The organism is Krasilnikovia sp. MM14-A1259 (assembly GCF_047159535.1).
Classification (GTDB): Bacteria; Actinomycetota; Actinomycetes; order Mycobacteriales; family Micromonosporaceae; genus Actinoplanes.
Map to the genome: position 1 here is coordinate 1094363 of NZ_BAAGAJ010000002.1, position 19398 is coordinate 1113760.

A 19398-nucleotide genomic window follows, 5' to 3' on the forward strand; every position below is an offset into this window, starting at 1 on the left:
GGCCGTGCCAGCGCGGTGTGCGGGCCGTGCCAGCGCGGAGCCGCAGATGTCAGCGACCGGCCGGGACATGCCAGCGCGCGGTGCGGCTTCTGTCAGGGGGACACGGCACGCTGCTCTTGCGAAGGCCCGGCACACCGGCCGGGCCGCTGAGGAAGGACGACGATCGTGACCGATCTGGCCGTACGCGCCGAGGGGCTGCGCAAACGGTTCGGGGACACGCAGGCGCTCGACGGGGTGGACCTGGCGATGCGCCGCGGCACCGTCCTGGGGGTGCTCGGTCCCAACGGCGCCGGCAAGACCACCGCCGTACGGGTGCTGGCCACACTGCTGCGCCCGGACGCCGGCACCGCGCAGGTCGCCGGGATCGACGTGCTGCGCGAGCCGCAGCGGGTACGCCGCGTCATCGGCCTGACCGGCCAGTACGCCTCCGTCGACGAGGACCTGACCGGCGTGCAGAACCTGGTGCTCATCGGCGAGCTGCTCGACCTGACGCGCAAGGCCGCCCGCAAGCGGGCCGACGAGCTGCTGGCCTGGTTCGACCTGACCGACGCGGCGGGACGCCCGGCCAAGACGTACTCCGGCGGGATGCGCCGCCGCCTGGACCTGGCGGCCAGCCTGGTGGGTCACCCCGAGGTGATCTTCCTGGACGAGCCGACCACCGGGCTGGACCCGGCCAAGCGCGAGGACATGTGGAACGTGGTCCGCACCCAGGTCACCCAGGGCGCCAGCGTGCTGCTGACCACGCAGTACCTGGAGGAGGCGGACGCGCTGGCCGACGAGATCGTGGTGATCAACTCCGGCCGCGTCATCGCCCACGACACCCCGGACGGGCTCAAGCGCCGGGTGGGCGGCCAGACCCTGCGGGTACGCCCCGCCGACCCGTCCCGGCTGCCCGAGGTCATGGCGCTCCTCGACGCGGTCGCCGCGCCGGGCACCACCGCGTCCGCGGACACCGCTGCGGCGTCGCGCCCGGGCGCCGCGTCCGTGCCGGTGACCGCGGACCTGGCACTCGACGAGTTGCTGCCCCCGCTGCGGCGGGCCGGCATCGAGGTGACCGAGCTGGCACTGCACCTGCCCAGCCTCGACGAGGTCTTCCACGCCCTGACCAGCAACAACCCGCCCGCCCGTACGGAGGAACTGGTATGAGCGACCGCACTCTGGTCCGCGACGGCGTGGGCATCCCCAGCCAGCCCGGCAGGACCGTGGTTCCCACCGGCGGGGCGGCACCGCAGCGGCGCCGGGGCGGTTCCGCCGCGGGGCTGGCGCGGCACAGCATCGCGCTGGCCCGCCGCAGCCTCATCAAGACGATCCGCACCCCGGAAGCGCTGATCGACGTGACGCTGCAGCCGGTGATCTTCCTGCTGATGTTCACGTACCTGTTCGGCGGCGCCATCGCGGCCGGCGACCGGCACGCCTACCTGCAGTTCCTGCTGCCGGGCATGCTGGCGCAGTCGCTGGCCATGGGCGGTATCGCGCTGGGCCAGAACCTCAACGCCGACATCCAGAAGGGCGTCTTCGACCGCTTCCGGTCACTGCCGGTCTCCCGGTCGGCGCCCCTGGTCGGCGCGGTCAGCGCGGACATCGTCCGCTACCTGACCGTGTGCGTGGTGATGCTCGGCTTCGGCACGCTGATGGGATTCCGGGTCGAGACCGGCCCCACGGCGGCGGTCGGCGCGGTGGCCCTGGCCATCGGCTTCGGCCTCTGCTTCTGCTGGATCTCGGTGTTCGTGGGCATGCTGGTGCGCACCCCGGGCGCGGTCCAGGGCGTCATGTTCCTGCTGGTGTTCCCGCTGTCGTTCGGCAGCAACGTGTTCGTGCAGACCTCCACGCTGCCCGGGTGGCTGCAGGCGTTCGTGCACGTCAACCCGATCACCCCGCTGGTGGCCACGATGCGGGGGCTGCTCGTGGGCGGCCCGGTGGCCGGCCACCTGGTGGTCACGCTGGCGTGGATGGCCGGGCTGCTGGTGGTGTTCGTGCCGCTGGCGCTGCGCGCCTACGCCCGGCGCGCCTGAGCAGCCGGTGCGATCGACGGGGCGCTGTCCGGGCCGGGCAGCGCCCCGCGCACCAGCCGCGCCGGGTCCGCCAGGGCGCGGGCCTCGGCCGGCTCCAGCGACCACCCGCCCGCGTACGCGGCGGTGAACGCCTGCTCCCCGAGCACGGCCCGGCCCCGCCCGGTCAGCCCGGCGACCCGTACGTCGGTGTGGTCGTGCGCGCCGCGCAACCGGGCCGCGGCACCCAGCAGGGCCGCCGCGTCCCGGTGCCGGCCCAGCGCGTCGGCCAGTTCGGCGGCGACCACCGCGACCATCGCCACGATCGGCATGTCCCGGCTCGCCACCGCCGCCGCGTACGCGGTGGCCAGCGCCCGCTCCGCCCCCGCCGGATCGGCGCGGGCGATGGCCAGCGAGGCCCGCACCGCACCGAGGATGGCCGTGCCGTGGTCGCCACGGGCCAACATGCTGCCGCTCTCGCCCAGGCGCTGCTCGGCACGGTCGAGCAGCTGTTCGGCGCGGTCGAGTTCCCCGATGAGCGTGCACATCCCGGCGTCCAGCGCGTCGATCAGGACGGTCAGCTCGGCGGATCCGGCGCTCTCGGCGCGGGCCCGGGCGGCGGCGATGGCGGCCGTGGCCCGGTCCGTTTCGCCGCGGCGCAGGTGCACGTCCGCCCAGCGGAACTCCAGGAAGATCTCGTCGTGGACGTCCAGCGAACCGAACTCCCGCGACAGGGCCCGCGCGGCGTCCAGGTCCGCGACCGCCCCGTCGAGGTCGCCGTCGTACGCACGGGTGAGCGCCAGCAGCGGCAACGCGGTCGCCTGACCCCACCGGTCCCCTACGGCGCGGAAGATGTCCAGCGCGTCGGCGATGTCGCGGCGCACCTGGGTCACGTCGCCTTCGTTCTCCGCGAGCTGCGCCCGGAACAGGCGGGCGAACGCCGACAGCCATCGGTCCGGGCCGTTGATCTGCCGCTCGATGCGGGCCCGGGCGTCGTCCGGCTGGTCGGCCAGATACAGCACGACCGCGGCCAGCGCGCCAACCAGGCCGGGCAGCTCGGGGTGGGTCGCGAGCCGGCCGGCGAGCTCGTGCAGGCGGGCCTCGCGGGCGTCGGCCCGCTCGGTCACCAACGCCGGGTCGGTGCCCATGGCATGCAGCGTCCGTACGGCCTCGGCGCAGTCGCGGGCCAGCGGGTCGGGCGCCCCCGGCACGGCCAGCGCCTCCCCGAGCCAGAACACCGCCTCGGCGCGCCGGCCCAGCATGTGCCAGTACCAGCACAGGTTCAGGGCGAGGTGCAGCGCCGCCGCACCGTCCCCCGAGTCGCACCGGTGGCGCAGCGCGGCCAGCGCGTTGTCGTACTCCTCCCGCAGCACCTGCAGCGCGCCGAGCTGCCCGGCGGTGCGCAGCCGCTCGTCCTGCGCGGCCACCAGCGCGGACAGGTGCCCCGCGGCGAGGTCACGGACCCGGCCGGCGACGCCCTGTTCGGCCAGCCGGTCCGTACCGAACTCGCGCAACGACTCCAGCATCCGGTAACGCGGGCCCTCGCCGGCCACCTGCAACAGGGAACGCTCCACGAGCGCGCCGAGCAGCTCGGGCACCTGCGCGGCGGCGATGCCGGTGTCCGCGCACAACGCCGCGGCCGAGGCGGGGGTGACCCCGGCGGGCAGAACGGCGACCCGCTCGGCCAGGGTCCGTTCCGGCTCGCCGAGCAGATCCCAGCTCCACGCGATCACGGCGTGCAGGGTGCGGTGCCGCGGCAGGGCCGTACGGCTGCCGCTGGTGAGCAGCCGGAAACGGTCGGACAGCCCGGCCGCCAGTTCGGCGAGCGGCAGGGTACGCAGCCGCGCCGCCGCCAGCTCCAGCGCCAGGGGCAGGCCGTCGAGGCGGCGCACGATCTGCACGACGTCGGCGACGGTCGCCTCGTCGACCACGAAACCCGGCCGAACCGCGGCGGCCCGTTCGGCGAACAGGCGTACGGCGGGGGCGGTGCTCGCCGCGTCCACGTCCGCGCCCGGCGGGGGCAGCTCCAGCGGCGCGAGGGGCACCAGGGCCTCGCCGTCGACGGCCAGCGGCTCCCGGCTGGTGGCCAGCACCCGAAGGTGCGGGCAGCGCACCAGCAGCGCGGTCGTGACCTGGGCGGCCGGCTCGATCAGGTGTTCGCAGTTGTCCACGACCAGCAGGCATTCCCGGCCGGCCAGCCGCTCCGCCAGCAGGCCCAGGTCGTCGCGGCCCTCCGCGGCCGGCCGGGCCGGCCCCTGCTCGAACAGGGCGCCGCCGCGCAGGCCCAGCGCCGACACGACCGCCGCGGCCACCTTGCCGGGCTCGGTGACCGCCGCGAGATCGACCAGCCAGGTGCCGTCGGCCCACGTGCCGCGGTTGCGCCGGGCCGCTTCCAGCGCGAGCCGGGTCTTGCCGGCCCCGCCCGGGCCCAGCACCGTGACCAGCCGCCCGGCCCGCAGCAGCGCGTCGATCCGGGCCAGGTCTTCATCACGGCCGACGAAGCTGGTCAGCGGCTCCGGCAGATTCCCCACGGGCGGCGCGCCGGCCGCGACGGCGGCGGCCACACCCGGGCTCAGCGCCGGGGACGCCACGGCGGGCGGGCCTGCGCCGACGGCCGCCGGCGGGCCCGGGGACGGCGCGGCGGGAACCGGCGGCCGGTCCGGGCCGGCGGAACCCGCACCGGCGCCGCGCAGGATCTGCAGGTGACGCTCGCGCAGCGCCGCTCCCGGGTCGGCGCCCAACCGATCTGCCAGGTCACGCCGGATCCGGTCGTACACGGCCAGCGCCTCGGCCTGCCGGCCCAGCCCCGCCAGGGCGTCCATGAGCAGCCCCGCGACCCGCTCGTGCAGGGGCTCCTCGGCCAGCACGGCGGCCAGCCGGGCGGCCGCCTCGGCGTGCCGCCCGAGGGCCAGGTCGGCCTCGGCCAGGTCGGCGGCCGTCTCCACCGCGGCCTGGCCGAGCCGGACCGCGACACCGGGTGCCACCGCGGCGGCCTCCGCGGCGACCGGGCCGCGCCACAGCGCCACAGCCTGCACCAGCAGGGTCGCCGCCGGGTCCGGCTCACCGGCGCGCAGCCGGGTCCGGCCGGCCTGGGCGAGCCGCTCGAAGCGGACCGCGTCGACGTCGTCGGCCGTGACCACCAGGCGGTATCCGCCGGCCGCCTGCGCGACGCTGCCGGCCGCGCCCAGGACCCGGCGCAGCCGCGAGACCAGTGACTGCAGGGCGTTGCCCGGGTCCGCCGGACGCTCCTGCGGCCACAGCGCGTCGGTGAGCACGGCCGCGTCGACCGCCGCGCCGCCGGCCAGGGCGAGCCTCGTGAGTAGGCCGCGCAGCCGGGCCCCGGGCACCTCCACGGGCGCCCCGTCGCGGGTCACCCGCATCTCCCCGAGCAGCGCGACCTCGATCCGGTCCACGACGTCCCTCCCCCGCTGTCTGCGCCCAAGGGTAGGGACACCGGCCAGGAAAGTTTTCACTGCGCCGGTTACACGCCGATAGGAGGCGCATGTCACGGAACTCCGGCACCCACGGCACCCGGACAGGCTCCCGCCTGTTCGTGGCGTACGCCGCTGCGAGCCTCGTGTCCGTGATCGCGCTCGGCGCGGTGCTGCTGCAGGGCGCCCGCGACGACGCGGCCAGCCGCGGACGCGACCAGGGCCTGGCGCAGGCGGCGGTCATCGAGGAGATGGCCATCGGACCCGCCCTGGACGGCGCGGACCTGAACCTCGGCCTCAGTGCCACCCAGCGTGACCGGCTGCAGGCCGCCACCGACCTGGCGATCTTCCACGGGTCGGTGATCCGGCTGCGGGTCCGCAGCTTCAGCGGCAAGGTCGCGTTCTCCGACGACGGCTCCACGGTCGGCGGGGTCGCCGCCACCGACCCGGCGTTCCGCTCCGCCGCGATCGGGCACGCCGTCGTCAAGGTCGTCCCGAACTCCGAGCGCAGCATCGGGCAGGTCATCCGCGTGCTGCAGCCGATCATCGCGGGCGCCGACGGGCAGGCGATCGGCGTCCTGGAGCTGTACCTGCCGTACGAGTCGATCGCCGCGCACCTGCAGGGTCAGATGCGCAGCGCGTACCTGCGGCTGGGCGCGGGCCTGCTCGGCCTGTACGTCGTGCTCGCGCTCATCTCCTGGTCCACCACCCGGTCGCTGCGGCGCCACGCCGCGCGCCGGGAACACGAGGCGCTGCACGACGGGCTCACCGGCCTGCCGAACCGCGACGCGTTCCGGCAGCGGGCGGAGAGCGCCGTCGACACGGTCCTGCGCGGCGGCGGCACCGGCGCGATCGTCCTGCTCGACCTGGACCGGTTCAAAGAGGTCAACGACACCCTGGGCCACCACGCCGGCGACGAGCTGCTGAGGGTCGTCGCGGGCCGGCTGGTGAATTCCGTACGCAGCGACGACGTCGTCGCCCGGCTGGGCGGAGACGAGTTCGGGCTGGTCCTGCCGGGCCTGGGCGCCGAGCAGGCGCACTCCCTGCTGGCCCGGGTACGCGACGCGGTCAGCCAGGAGATGAGCCTCGAAGGCGTGCCGCTGACCATCGAGGCGAGCTTCGGGATCGCCCTGTACCCGGAGCACGGCGGTTCCGTCGAGGAGCTGCTGCGGCGCGCGGACGCGGCCATGTACCAGGGCAAGCGCGGCGCGTCGAGCATCGTGCTGTACTCCGGCGAGACCGTGGCCCCGCCGACCCAGTGGCTGAGGGTGCAGACGGAGCTGCGGCACGCCATCGAGCGCGACGAGCTGGTGCTGCTCTACCAGCCGAAGATCCGCCTGGCCGACGGCGAGGCGTACGGCGTGGAGGCGCTGGTGCGCTGGCAGCACCCGCAGCGTGGCCTGTTGCCGCCGCCGGAGTTCCTGCCCGCCGCCGAGCAGTCCGGGCTGATCGAGCCGCTCACCGCGTGGGTGCTGCGGCGCGCGCTCGCCGACCAGGCGCTGTGGACCTCGGCCGGGCGTACGTGGTCGGTGTCGGTGAACGTGTCGGCCCGCAACCTGGAGGCCCCCGGCTTCGCGCGCTCGGTCGCGCAGGTGCTCGCGGAGTTCGGCACCCCGCCGCAGCGGCTGACCCTGGAGGTCACCGAGACCGCCATGGCCAACGATGCGCACACCGCGGTCCGGGTGCTGGGCGAGCTGGCCGCGCTGGGCGTGGACGTGGCGGTCGACGACTTCGGCATCGGCTACACCTGCCTGTCGCAGCTGCGGACGCTCGCGGTCCGCGAGATCAAGATCGACCGCGCGTTCGTGAACGGGATCGAGGACGACGCCGGGGACCGGGCGATCGTACGGTCGGTGATCGAGCTGGCGCACGGCCTGGGCTGCCGGGTCACGGCGGAGGGTGTGGAGACCCCGCAGGCGCAGCGCTGGCTCGCCGACGCCGGCTGCGACGACGCCCAGGGCTTCCTGTTCTCCCGCCCGGCCCCGTGGGCCGAGCTGGTGGATCGCTTCGACGCGCCGGAGACCACGGCACCCATCGTTCCCGCACCACAGCACGAAGAGGGGCTCGTCCGATGAGAATCTCCGCCCGCCGCGGCCTGGCCGCGCTCGGTGTCACGCTGGCCGTCACCGCGGCCGGCTGCGCCCACTCCGGCGCCGCCGCGCCCAGCGCGGACCCGACGGGGGTCCAGTTCGACAAGGCGATCCACGACCGGCTGCCGACCGAGGTCAAGGCCCGCAACACGCTGCGGTTCGCGACCGACCCCAGCTACGCGCCGATGGAGGCGTACGCGCCGGACGGCCGTACGATCATCGGCTTCGACGCCGACCTGGCCGCCGCGCTGGGTGCCGTGCTGGGGGTGTCGGTCACCATGGTCCAGTCGGACTTCAGCACCGCCCTGGACAGTACGGCCGCGGGCAAGTTCGACGGGGTGCTGTCGTCGATGACGGACACCGCCGAGCGGGAGAAGAAGGCCGACTTCATCAACTACTTCTCGGCCGGCACGTCGATCGTGGTGCAGCGCGGCAACCCGAAGGGCATCACCGACCTCAAGGACCTGTGCGGCCAGGTGGTTGCGGTGGAGCACACCACGGTCCAGGAGGATCTGCTGCACCGCTCGCAGGGCGGGTGCGGCACGAACCCCATCGACATCAAGACGTTCAAGACCAACGCCGACGCGCTGCTGGAGCTGCGGACCGGGCGGGCGGTCGCGACGCTCAACGACTTCCCGCCCGCGACGCAGCTCGCCAACGACGAGCGGACCCGGGCGCACTATCAGCTCGCCTCGACGGTGCAGTACGAGCCGGGCCTGTACGGCATCGCCATCCCCAAGAAGAACACCGGGCTGCGCGACGCGCTGCGCGAGGCGCTGGACCGGCTGATGCGTTCCGGGGCGTACAACGACCTGTTGCTGCGCTGGGGGCTGTCGACCGGCGCCCTGCAGTCGTCGTCGATCAACGCGGGCGGTTCCGCCGCCGGCTGACGCCGCGCGCCACAACGGAACCGTCCGTCCGCGTCCGGTAAGGACCCGATCGGCCGGGGTCACTGTGATCCACGTCGTTGTATGGTCGGCGGCGCGTCACCCGCGACCTTCGATCGAGGACGGACATGTCGACCCTGCGCAGCGGCCTGCTGGCCGCCGGTCTCGCGATAGCCACCACCGCCGCCATCGGCGTCGCCTCCACCATGGACGCCGGGGCAGCCGAGCCGCCCGCCGCGAAGCCGCCGTCGCCGCCCGCGTCAGGCCCGGCGCTCACGCCGCCTGCCCGGCTGCCCTGGGGTGCCGTGCCCCAGGCCCGGCGCGGCATTGCCACCACCCGTCCCGTGTACGCGCCGAAGGGCCGGCCGCCCGCCGCGGCGGGCGCCGGCCTGCGGGCGCAGTCCGCGGCCACCGACCCGATCTACCTGTACGGCACGGGCTCGCAGACCGTGGCGGTGCAGCAGGCGTACGCGAACTACACCATCGCCAAGCCGACCGTGGCGGCGGCGGACTTCCACTCGCTGGCCGAGCTGGCGATGCTGTCCGCGGACGGGCGGCAGATCGTGGAGGTCGGGTGGACCGTCGACCGGGACGTCAACCATGGCGACCTCAACCCGCATCTGTTCGTCTACCAGTGGAAGGACGGCCAGCCGGGTTGCTACAACGGCTGCGGCTTCGTGCCGTACGGCACGGGGGCCACGGCCGGGATGACCCTGCCGGTGGGCGTGTCGAAGCAGTTCGGCATCGTGCACAACGCCGGCGCGTGGTGGATCGCGTACGACGCGAACTGGGTCGGCTCCTTCCCGGACAGCCTGTGGGAGGGGCGGTTCACGGTCACCGGGAAGGTCAAGTTCTTCGGGGAGGTGGCCGCCGCCACGCAGCGGCCGTGCACCCAGATGGGCAACGGGCTGGCCGCCGACGACGCCAACGCGGCGCGGATCGGCAGCGCCGCGTACCCGGATTCCACCGAGCCGGTCAAGCTTGTCGTCGAGGAGTCCGGCGGGGTCTACAGCGCGGTCGCGCTCAGTGACCGCACATTCCGGTACGGCGGCCCGGGCGCCTGCTGAGCCCGGCGACGCCGGTCCGTGTCAGCATGGGCCATGCCGATCGAGACGTGGCAGCACATGTTCGCCGTGGCCGCGCCACCGGAGACGGTCCACGCGCACCTCGCCGACCCGCACAGTTACGTCGGGCTGTCCCCGCTGGTGGTCGCGGTGCGTGACGTGCGGCCGGTCCGCGACGCGCAGGGCCGCGCCGCGCTCGGGTACGTGGCCGTGGAGCGGTTCCGGCTGGGCCCGCTGCGCTGGGACAACCCGATCGCGGTGACCCTCAGTACGGTGCACGCGGGGCGGGCGCTGGCCAGCAGCGTGGTCAGCCCGGGCGGCGTGCGGCTGGTGGCCACCACGGAGCTGGCCCCCCACGGGCCCGGGACGCAGGTCACCGAGACCGTCGAGGTGCGCTGTCCCGCGGTGCTGCGCGCGTTCGTCCTGCGCCAGGCCCGTGCCGTGCAGCTGCGCCGGGCCGCCGAGCTGGCCCGCCGCATGTCCTGACGCGCCGATTTCCGACCGTGGCGCCGGGCCCGGAGGGCCGGCGGATGCCGCACAATGCCCGGCATGACGACGATTGTGGGTGACGGGCCGCACCGGGTGCTGGCCCTGCACGGATGGTTCGGCTCGGCGCGCGGCTGGGGCGCGCTGCCGGACCTGGTCGACCCCGGGCGTTTCACGTACGCGTTCCTCGACTACCGCGGGTACGGCGAACGCCGCGACGTGGCCGGCGAGTACAGCATCGCGGAGATCAGCCTCGACGCCCTGGCGCTGGCCGACGAACTGGGCTGGGACCGGTTCTCGGTGGTCGGGCATTCGATGGGCGGCATCGCTGCGCAGCGGGTGCTGGCCGACGCGCCGGGCCGGGTGCACCGGCTGGCCGGGATCAGCCCGGTGCCGGCCGGCGGGGTGCCGTTCGACGAGCAGGGATGGGCGCTGTTCAGCGGTGCGGCCGCCGATCCCGGCAACCGGCGTGCCATCATCGATCTGACCACGGGCAACCGGCTGTCCGGGCACTGGCTCGACGCGATGGTCCGCGGCTCGCAGCAGGAGTCCACGGTGGAGGCGTTCGGGGCGTACCTGCCGGCGTGGGCGCGCACGGACGTCACCGCCCAGATCCAGGGCAGCCCGGTGCCCGCGCTGGCGGTGGTGGGCGCGCACGACCCGGCGCTGGGTGAGGCCGCGATGAAGCAGACCTGGATGGCGCACTACCCGAACGGCCGTCTGGAGGTGCTGCCCGACGCCGGCCACTACGCCATGTACGAGACGCCGGTACGGCTGGCCACCGTGCTGGAGGAGTTCCTGGGCGGCTGAACCTACCCTGCTGCCGCCGGCCGGGTGACGGGCAGGCCGGCGGCGGCGGCGCTGGCCCAGCCGTCGTCCACGTGCACCACGCTGCGGCCGGCGCGGGCCAGCAGGCTCGCCGCGGCCGCCGCCCGGTAGCCGGCCGCGCAGTGCACCCACAGCGTCCCGTCGGGCAGTCCGGCCAGCCGGTCGGCGAGGCCGGGCAACGGTACGTGTACCGCGCCCTCGAGGTGCCCGGCGGCCCACTCGTGGCGTCCGCGGACGTCGATCACCCGGCCGTCGAGCCCGGCGTACGCGGCGGCCAGGTCCGCGAATGTGGCCGCGGCCAGTGCCGAGAGGCGCAGGTCGTGGCCCCCGGCCCAGTCCTCCGGCGCACCGGTGGCCGCCGCGGCGGGCCGGTCGACGCCGATGCGCGCGAGCTCGCGCTGGGCGGCGGCGATCTGCGCCCCGGACTCGCCGAGCAGGGTCGGCGACGCGCCCGGCGGCAGCAGCCAGCCGAGCCACGTGGCCAGCGACCCGTCCAGCCCGAAGCTGAGGGTCCCGGCCAGATGCCGGTAGGCGAACGCCTTGCGGGGCCGCAGGTCCACCACCCACTGCCCGGCGGTGATCCGTTCGTGCAGTTCGTCCGGGCCGGCGACGGGGGGATGGCTCAGGTCGATCGGGGCGGCGCCGGACGCGTTGCGCACCCCCATGTGTGCGTAGTAGGCGGGGTAATCGCCCAGCCCGGCGAGCAGCCGGGTGACGAACTGCGCGACGCCGAGCCGCAGTGCCGGGTTGACCTCGCGTTCCCGGCCGATCGTGGACGAGTCCGCGTCGGGTGCCGCGGCCGAGCAGAAGCTGCCGAATCCGTGCGTGGGCCAGACCGCGGCATGCGCCGGGAGCTGGGCGGCCAACTTGCGAGCCGAGGCGTGCTGGTGCGCGGCCAGCGTACGGGTGTGCCGGGCGCCGAGCAGGTCGGTGCGGCCGGTGGTGCCGTACAGCAGGGAGCCGCCGGTGCACACCGCGACCGGGGCGCCGTCCGCCAGCACCACGTAGGACACGTGGTGGAACGTGTGACCCGGGGTGGCCAGCACGCGCAGCCGCAGCGCGTCCGAGATCGCGATCTCGTCGCCGTCGGCCACCGCGACCCGGTCGAACGCCACGTGCTCGGGCCCGGCCACGAGGTAAGCGGCGCCGGTGAGCCGGGCCAGTGCGAGCCCGCCGGAGACGTAGTCGTTGTGCAGGTGGGTCTCGGCGACGTGGGTGATCGTGACGCCGAGGCGGCCGGCCAGCAGGAGCACGCGGTCGATGTCGCGTTGCGGGTCGACCACGGCCGCGACGTCCCCGTCGTGCACCAGGTACGTCCGGTCCCCCAACGAGGAGGTCTCCACCACCGCGATCCCGATCGCCACGGCCATCACCCCTATTCCTATAGGCTGTCTAGGCAGCGTCCCGGCATGTGGACGGCGCGTCAAGCCGCCACGAACCTCTACCCACAAATCCCATCGGAGCGATAGGATGCGGTTCCCCACGTCGAGCAGGAGACCCCGTGATCACGCTGACGGAGACCGCCGCCGAGGAACATCTCGCCGCGACCGCGTTCGCCCCGGCCGCCCCGGGACTGCTCGGGCTCACGGTCGAGCTGCTGCTGAGCCACCCCGGAGTGCCGCATCCACTGGTGGACTCCCTGCGCGCCCGGCCCCGGATGCGGCACGGGTTCCTCACCGCCCGCTCGGCCCGCGTCCTGGTGGCCAGCGGCCCGCCGTCACCCGGCATCGACAGCTGCGCCGAACGCATGGCGCAGGACCTGAGCAACGCCCGCGCCCTGGTCGCCGGGCACGGACTCACCGTCCTGGACGGCGCGGCCGACCCGACACCGGGCGCACCGGAGCGTTACGCGACCGCCGGGGTGCGGGTGGTCGTGGAGGCGGGCACCGCGGAGCCCGGGCCGCGCAGCATCGCCCGCCGCTGGCAGGTGGCGCAGGCGATCGGCCCGGTGCTGGCGGCGGCGTTCGCCAATTCCCCGCTGTGCCGCGGCCGCCCCACGGGGTGGCGTAGCACCCGGCTCGCATTGCGCCACATGGCGCTCACGGCGCCCGGCGCAGCCGGGATCGAGGGCTCGGAGACCGTCATCCGGGACATCGCCAACCGGCCCGCGATTCCCACGACGCGACGGCCGGTGACGACCGCGCGGCCGGGACACACCACCGTGGCCGACCCGCGCGCCGCCTGGGCATCGCTGGTGCTCGATGCGCCACTGACCGGCAGGTTCGCATCGCCGGGTCCGGAAGATCCCGCGGTCGGCTCCACAGGCGGCGCCGAGTCCGGCCCCGGGCCGAGCTTCCGCGACTGGCTGCGCTCGGGCATCGCGCCCGCCCCCACCCTCGCGGACCTGGAGCACCACCTGCGCACGGTACGGCCACCGGTGTCCGCCCGCGGGCACCTGGAGATCGACGTGGCCGACGCGCAGCCCGGCGACGGCTGGCGCGTCCCCCTGGCCGTGGTGGCCGCGCTGCTCGACGATCCGGGCGCCGGGGAGGTGGCGCTGGCCGCCACCGCACCACTGGACGGCATGCCGGGGTTGTGGACGCGGGCCGCCCGGTCGGGACTGACCGATCCGGCCCTGGCGGACGCCGCTCGCCAGTGCTTCCTCGCGGCGTACGCGGCACTGGCCCGGCACGGCGTGGGCCGCCCGTTGCGCGACGCGGTCGCGGAGCACCTCGAACGGTACGTGCTGCACGGGCGCTGCCCCGCCGACGACGTCCTGGACCGGGACGGACATTACACAGTGCAGCCATAGGCACAGTGGCACAGCCCTACCCACGGCAAGCGGAAGGTCACCCCGTGCTCAGTGTCCTCAGCCCGGGCGAGGTCAAACTCCCCGACGGCCGCAGTGTCGAGTTCGCGAACCTCGACATCGCCGCCACCGCCCCCTGCCTCACCACGGTCGCCGAAACCGTCGCCGACCTGCTGCCGTTCTACGGCAGCGTGCACCGCGGCGCCGGCGCTCTCGCCCAGCGGTGCACCCGCGAGTACGACCAGGCCCGCGAGACGGTCGCCGAGGTCGTCGGCTGCGGCCCCGGCGACCACGTCGTGTTCACCCGTAACACCACGGACGCGCTCAACCTGCTCGCGCATGCCCTGCCGCTGGGCACCACAGTGGTCACGTTCGACGCCGAGCACCACGCCAACCTGCTGCCGTGGCGCCGGCCCGTCCGCCTGCCCGCCCCGAGCTCGCCGGACGCGGCGGTCGCCGCACTCGACGCGGCGCTGACCCGCCTCACCGGTGCCGGGACCACCGCGCGGCGGGCCGGCGCGGGCGCGGCGTCGCGCGGCCCGCTGCTGGTCGCCGTCACCGCGGCCGGCAACGTCACCGGCGAGCTGTGGCCGGTGGCCCGGCTCGCCGAGGTCGCCCACCGCCACGGCGCCCGGATCGTGGTGGACGCGGCGCAACTCGCCCCGCACGCGCCGGCCCGCCTGCCCGACCTCGGCGCCGACTACCTCGCCCTCTCCGGCCACAAGATGTATGCCCCGTTCGGCGCCGGGGTGCTGGCCGGGCGCGCCGACTGGCTCGACGCCGCGGCACCGTACCTCGCCGGCGGCGGCGCCAGCGCCGAGGTACGGGCGGACTTCGCGGTGCGCTGGCACACCGGGCCCGCCCGCCACGAAGCGGGCACCCCGAACCTGCTCGGGGCGGTCGCACTGGCCACCGCTTGCCGCGTGCTGGCCGGCGAGGACCACGCGGCCGAGCAGGCCCTGGTCGCCCGGTTCCGCGTCGCGCTGGCCGCGCTGCCGCACGTCGAGGAGTTACGGCTGTTCGACGCGGCCGCACCGCGCGTCGGGATCGTCTCGTTCACGGTGCCCGGCGCGGACCCCGACGACCTGGGCGCCCAGCTCGGCCGCCGGCACGGCATCGGCGTACGGACCGGATTGTTCTGCGCGCACCCGCTGACCCGCCGGCTGCTCGCCGATGCCACCGCCCGGATCGACCCGGCGGCGGCCCCGGCACCGGCCGCGATGCGTGCCAGCTTCGGCCTGGGCACCCGGGCCGAGCACGTCGACCGTCTCGTCGCCGCACTCGCCGGGCTCGCCTGACCGGCCGCTCACCGGCCCGCGCCGCTGCGAGCAGCCGGCAGCGGGGCGGACGCGGGACAGTCCTCAGCGGGCGGACGCCACCCGCAGCGAGATCGCCTGCAGGAACACGTCACCGACCTGAGCCGGGTCCGTGGCCACGAAGACCCCGCCACCGACCGTACGGGTGATCTGCTCCAATGCGGCCCGGTCCACCCGGTCGCCGACACCCACCACGACCACCTGCACCGGGCGGGCGTCGTCCTTGGCCGCCGAGAGCTTCGTCAGCAGGTCGGGCAACGCGAGGTCACCCGGGGCCGACACCCCGTCGGTGAGCACGAGGACGGTGTTGACCCGGCCCGCCTGCCAGCCGTCCTGCACCTCGCGGTACGCGTCGAGGATCGTACGATTCAGGCCCGCGTCCCCGCCCTGCGCGGTGACGCTCGTCAGCGCGGTCCCGACCTCGCCGCGGTTGCGCGACAACGGCCCGATCGGCACCAGTTCCCGGTGGCCGGGCGAGGAACCGGCGAACTGCCACAGGCCGACCTGCCAGTCGTCGCTGAACAGGGCGAGCCCGTCCCGGGCGGCCTGCAGCACCACCTGCATCCGGGTGCCACGGCCCGCGCCGGCCGGGTCGCCCATGCTGCCGGACGCGTCCACGACCGCCAGCATCCGCGCCGGTGCCACCACACCGGACCAGCCGGCCAGAGCGCGGACGATCGCGGCCGCCTCGGGCGCGGGGCCGGTGGGGGCGGCTACGTTGGGCGCGCCGTCGGGCCGGGTGAAGCCGCGTGCGGTGCCGTCGGGGCCGCGCAGCCCGAGCCGGCCCAACTGATCGCGGAACCCCGAACCGCCCAGCGCCCGGAAGAACGCCCGGGCCGCCGCCGCCTGCGCGGCCGTGGCGCCCGGCATGGTCAGGTACGGGTAGTCCAGCATCGCCGGTGCGGGCTGCGGATACAGCGCGGTCAGGGGTACCGCGGGACTGCCCGCGTTGTACGTGACCACGTCGTGTTCGGACAATGCGGCCAGCCCGAGCCCGCCGGCCAGCGTCGCGGCGTCGTCCGCCACCGGGAACTGCTGGATCAGGTTGGCGCGCAGCGCCGACCGGCCGGTGGCCAGCGCGTGCAGCACCCCGTCGAGCACCCGCGGCCCGGCGGCACCGGCCGCGGCCCCGAACGCGAGCAGGCCGGACAGGCCCACGGCGTCACGCGACGGCTCGACCGTGCCGGCCCGCAGGGTCGTGCTGGACGTCAGTTGCGCGAACATGTCCTGATACCTGGCGTTCTGACCTTGCCAGTCCAGCTGCCGCGCGACCGGCTCGGGCACGGCGAACACCACGGGACTCGCGGCGACACCGCCCTCGTCGGTCGCCGTGAAGCCGGGCACCGCGGCGCGCACCCGCGCGGGCCAGGTCGACGAGTCCGCGATCCAGACCTGCGGCACCGCGATCCCGGCGCCGCCGGCACCCCACCCGCCGAGCGTGGCCCGCTGCTCGCGGCCCACCGCGCCCGCCACGTCGACCGGCTCGACCGCGCGCACGCTCACCGTCACGCACCCGGCACCGTCCGTCTTGGCCCGCGTCCAGTCCTGCGCGACGGCCTGGACCGCGGGGGCGATGTCCGGGGCGGCCGCCACGTCCAGCCGGACCGGGGCTGCGCAAGAACCGCCGGTGAGCAGCGGCATCCCGAACTTCAGCCCGGCCGCCACCACGAGCACCGCGACGGCAGCGGCCACCGCCGCCGAGGGGGTGCGGCGGTGCGAGGAGTGTCGATGCCGTCCGGGCACGCCACCCATCATCTGTCGTCGGCGGCCCAGCCGCCACCTTGATCGACCACCGATCTGAATCTTGTGGCCGGCGCGCCGCGATCGGCGCGTGCTGTCCGCCCACCATCGGTCGACCGGCGTCCATGCCGCATTCAACGGCTCGACGCGCGGGATCCCTAGCCTTCCGGCAGCATGGACACCTCCGAGATAAACCGGGTCGTCGTCTGGCGCAGCGGCATGCTCGCCGGCGCGGAGACGTTCATCCGCGACCAGGGCCTGGCGTTGCGCCGGTGGCAGCCGGTGTTCGCGGGGGCCACCCGGGTCGAGTCCCCGCTCGCCCGCGACGACGACGTCATCGCGTTCGCCGACGACCCCGGTGAATTCCTGCGCCTGCGCCTGACCGGCCGGTCCGCGCGGTTGCACCAGCTGATGGGCAACCTGGCGCCCGACCTGGTGCACGCCCACTTCGCCGGGGACGCCTGGCTGGTCAGCCGCGCCGCCGCGGCGGCCGGCGCACCGCTGATCGTCACGGTGCACGGGCACGACGTGACCCGCCAGCCGCTGGCCGCCGGGCTGCGGGGCGTACGGTACCGCCGCAAGCTGTCCACAGTGTTCCGCCGGGCCGCGCTGATCCTTGCGGTCTCCGGTCCCATCCGCAGCCGGGCACTGGGGTGGTGCGGCGTCGACCCGGAGAAGGTACGGGTGCACCACACCGGTGTCGCCATCCCGGCGCTGCAGGACGCCCCGAGGCGGTGGGACGTCACGTTCGTGGGCCGCTTCGTGGACAAGAAGGGCGCCGACGACCTCGTCGAAGCGCTCGCCGCGCTCGCCGACCTGCGGCCTCGGGTGTTGTTCGTCGGCGACGGGCCGCTCGCGGAGACGACCCGTCGTCACGCCAGGCGGCTCCGCCTGGACGCCACGTTCCTCGGCACTCAGGAGCATGCCGCGGTCGGGCAGGCCTTGGCGGCGACCCGGATCCTTGCCGCGCCGTCGCGGACCGCCGCCGACGGCGACACCGAAGGGTTGCCCACCACGATCCTCGAAGCCTCCGCCCGCGGGGTGCCGGTGGTGTCCACCCGCCACAGCGGCATCCCGGAAGCCGTGATGCACGAGACGACCGGGCTGCTGGGCCCCGAACGGGACCCGGTGGCGCTCGCCGCCCACCTGCGCCGCCTGCTCACGAATGAGGACCTGCGGCAGCGGCTGGGACGGCAGGCGCGCGAACACGTCCGGCGGCATTTCGACCTGGACCGGCAGACCCGGCTGCTGGAGGAGATGTACGACGAGGTCAGCACCGCCAGGGCGACCAGGCGCAGCCACCGCGCAGGGCCGCTCGTACCGCGCCCCCGAACGCCCGCCCCGCCCGAACGGGGCCCCTGGCGCTGAGCAACGGCCGGTCCGATGAGGACGCCGGATCGTCCACACGGGTCACCGGGGCAAACCGATGGGCTGATCCGCCTTTCCTCCCGGACCGGCGAGGGCCTACTGTTCGCGCTGACGTTCTCACGCTGAGGAGGCGACGTGGCGGGCAACGCCTGGGATGTGATCGTGGTCGGGGCACGGTGCGCCGGTGCTCCGCTGGCGATGGTGCTGGCCGCGCGGGGCCACCGCGTCCTGCTGGTCGACCGGTCGACGTTTCCCAGCGACACCGTCTCGACCCACGTCATTCATCCGCCGGGCGTGGCGGCGCTGCGGGACTGGGGTCTGCTGGACCGGGTCGCCGCCTCCGGGTGCCCGCCCATCGGCACGTACGCGTTCGACTTCGGCGAGGTCCGGCTCGCCGGGGCGCCCGGCACGGCCGATTCTCCGGTCGCGTACGCGCCGCGCCGCCGGATCCTCGACGAGCTGCTCATCGAGGCAGCGGCCGCCGCGGGAGCGCAGGTGCGTACCGCGTTCACGGTCGACGAGCTGCTGTTCGCCGACGACGGGCGGGTCGTCGGGGTCCGCGGGCACGACCGCGGGGGCGCGCCGGTTGACGAGCACGCCCGGGTGGTCGTCGGGGCGGACGGCGTGCACTCGCTGGTCGCCCAACGGGTGGCCGCCCCCGCCACCCACGAGCGGGCGCCGATGACGGTCGGCTATTACTCGTACTGGAGCGGGCTGGAGATGCACGGCCGGTTCGAGGCGTACGCCCGGCCCGGCCGCGGTTTCGCGGCGGCCCCCACCAACGACGGCCTCACCCTGGTGATCGGCGGCTGGCCGCACGCGGAGTTCGCCGCGAACCGCGGGGACGTCGAGGGTCATCTGAGCAAGGCGTTCGACATGGCGCCCGAGTTCGCGGAGCGCATCCGCGCGGCCACCCGCGAGGAACGCATCGTGGGCGCCGGGGTCCCGGGCTACCTCCGCAAGCCGTACGGGCCCGGCTGGGCGCTGGTCGGTGACGCGGGTTACACCCGGGACTTCATCACCGCCCAGGGCATCAGTGACGCGTTCCGGGACGCGCAGCTGTGCGCGGACGCGCTGCACGCCGCGCTCACCGGCGAGCGGGACACCGAGGCGGCGCTGGCCGGCTACCACGCCGACCGCGACCGGGCGGTCCTGCCGATGTACGAGCTCACCGCGCAACTGGCCGCGCTCGAGCCGCCACCGCCCCCGCTGGCGCAACTGCTCGCCGCGATGCAGGGCAACCAGGCGGCGATGGACGCGTTCGCGCGCCTCAACGCCGGGGTGACACCGGCACCGGAGTTCTTCGCGGAGGACAACGTCGCCCGGATCTTCGCCGCCGCCGGGGGCTGACCCCCGGGGTACGCGGGCCGGGGCGCCGTGATCCGTCTCCCCCGATCTCTTCGATTTGCCGCCGGGCGGTCGAAGAGTGATGGGAAGCGTCTGCCCCCTGC

Annotated in this window: 14 protein-coding genes; 11 read left to right on the forward strand and 3 right to left on the reverse strand. The window is 75.1% G+C overall.

The window, feature by feature from the left end:
- Positions 1-165: 165 nt before the first annotated feature.
- Both ACMCNK_RS04670 and ACMCNK_RS04675 read left to right on the forward strand, forming a co-directional pair.
- The gene (locus tag ACMCNK_RS04670) at positions 166-1146 is read left to right on the forward strand and encodes an ATP-binding cassette domain-containing protein (protein WP_412735148.1); all 981 of its coding nucleotides are present in this window, start codon (positions 166-168) and stop codon (positions 1144-1146) included.
- Positions 1143-2012, forward strand: a complete 870-nt coding sequence (locus tag ACMCNK_RS04675) for an ABC transporter permease (protein WP_412735149.1) — start codon at positions 1143-1145, stop codon at positions 2010-2012. The genes ACMCNK_RS04670 and ACMCNK_RS04675 overlap by 4 nt, the downstream gene beginning before the upstream one ends.
- Here ACMCNK_RS04675 and ACMCNK_RS04680 read toward each other — a convergent pair.
- The gene (locus ACMCNK_RS04680) at positions 1994-5401 is read right to left on the reverse strand and encodes an AfsR/SARP family transcriptional regulator (RefSeq protein ID WP_412735150.1); all 3408 of its coding nucleotides are present in this window, start codon (positions 5399-5401) and stop codon (positions 1994-1996) included. The two genes, ACMCNK_RS04675 and ACMCNK_RS04680, sit on opposite strands and share 19 nt — an antisense overlap.
- A gap of 89 nt (positions 5402-5490) precedes the next feature.
- Here ACMCNK_RS04680 and ACMCNK_RS04685 point away from each other — a divergent pair, with 89 nt between their 5' ends.
- From ACMCNK_RS04685 to ACMCNK_RS04705, 5 genes are all read left to right on the forward strand, one after another.
- Positions 5491-7494: a putative bifunctional diguanylate cyclase/phosphodiesterase gene (locus ACMCNK_RS04685; protein WP_412735151.1), complete on the forward strand. Its 2004-nt coding sequence runs from the start codon at positions 5491-5493 to the stop codon at positions 7492-7494.
- Positions 7491-8399: an ABC transporter substrate-binding protein gene (locus ACMCNK_RS04690; RefSeq protein ID WP_412735152.1), complete on the forward strand. Its 909-nt coding sequence runs from the start codon at positions 7491-7493 to the stop codon at positions 8397-8399. The genes ACMCNK_RS04685 and ACMCNK_RS04690 overlap by 4 nt, the downstream gene beginning before the upstream one ends.
- 125 nt (positions 8400-8524) lie before the next feature.
- A complete protein-coding gene (locus ACMCNK_RS04695) occupies positions 8525-9463 on the forward strand; it encodes a neprosin family prolyl endopeptidase (protein ID WP_412735153.1) in 939 nt (312 codons plus the stop codon).
- 33 nt (positions 9464-9496) lie between these two features.
- On the forward strand, positions 9497-9946 hold the full coding sequence (locus ACMCNK_RS04700) for an SRPBCC family protein (protein WP_412735154.1): 450 nt from the start codon (positions 9497-9499) through the stop codon (positions 9944-9946).
- Between the two features lie 63 nt (positions 9947-10009).
- Positions 10010-10756 carry an alpha/beta fold hydrolase gene (locus ACMCNK_RS04705; RefSeq protein WP_412735155.1) on the forward strand — a complete coding sequence of 249 codons (747 nt, stop codon included), beginning with the start codon at positions 10010-10012 and terminating at the stop codon, positions 10754-10756.
- A gap of 2 nt (positions 10757-10758) precedes the next feature.
- Here the strand turns inward: ACMCNK_RS04705 and ACMCNK_RS04710 are convergent, their stop codons facing one another.
- The gene (locus ACMCNK_RS04710) at positions 10759-12138 is read right to left on the reverse strand and encodes an MBL fold metallo-hydrolase (RefSeq protein ID WP_412735156.1); all 1380 of its coding nucleotides are present in this window, start codon (positions 12136-12138) and stop codon (positions 10759-10761) included.
- A gap of 137 nt (positions 12139-12275) precedes the next feature.
- Here ACMCNK_RS04710 and ACMCNK_RS04715 point away from each other — a divergent pair, with 137 nt between their 5' ends.
- Both ACMCNK_RS04715 and ACMCNK_RS04720 read left to right on the forward strand, forming a co-directional pair.
- Entirely contained in the window at positions 12276-13526 is a 1251-nt protein-coding gene (locus ACMCNK_RS04715; protein ID WP_412735157.1) for a glutamate-cysteine ligase family protein, read from the forward strand.
- A 44-nt stretch (positions 13527-13570) separates the two neighbouring features.
- The gene (locus tag ACMCNK_RS04720) at positions 13571-14821 is read left to right on the forward strand and encodes an aminotransferase class V-fold PLP-dependent enzyme (protein WP_412735158.1); all 1251 of its coding nucleotides are present in this window, start codon (positions 13571-13573) and stop codon (positions 14819-14821) included.
- Positions 14822-14884: 63 nt separating this feature from the next.
- Here ACMCNK_RS04720 and ACMCNK_RS04725 read toward each other — a convergent pair whose 3' ends face one another.
- Positions 14885-16582: a VWA domain-containing protein gene (locus ACMCNK_RS04725; protein ID WP_412735159.1), complete on the reverse strand. Its 1698-nt coding sequence runs from the start codon at positions 16580-16582 to the stop codon at positions 14885-14887.
- A 171-nt stretch (positions 16583-16753) separates the two neighbouring features.
- On the opposite strand from ACMCNK_RS04725, the gene ACMCNK_RS04730 reads away from it, so the two are divergent.
- Together ACMCNK_RS04730 and ACMCNK_RS04735 are read left to right on the forward strand one after the other, a co-directional pair.
- Positions 16754-17947 (forward strand): glycosyltransferase, encoded by a 1194-nt coding sequence (locus tag ACMCNK_RS04730; RefSeq protein WP_412735160.1) that lies wholly within the window; start codon positions 16754-16756, stop codon positions 17945-17947.
- A gap of 135 nt (positions 17948-18082) precedes the next feature.
- Positions 18083-19297, forward strand: coding sequence for an NAD(P)/FAD-dependent oxidoreductase (locus tag ACMCNK_RS04735; protein ID WP_412735161.1), 1215 nt, complete (start codon positions 18083-18085; stop codon positions 19295-19297).
- Positions 19298-19398: the final 101 nt, after the last annotated feature.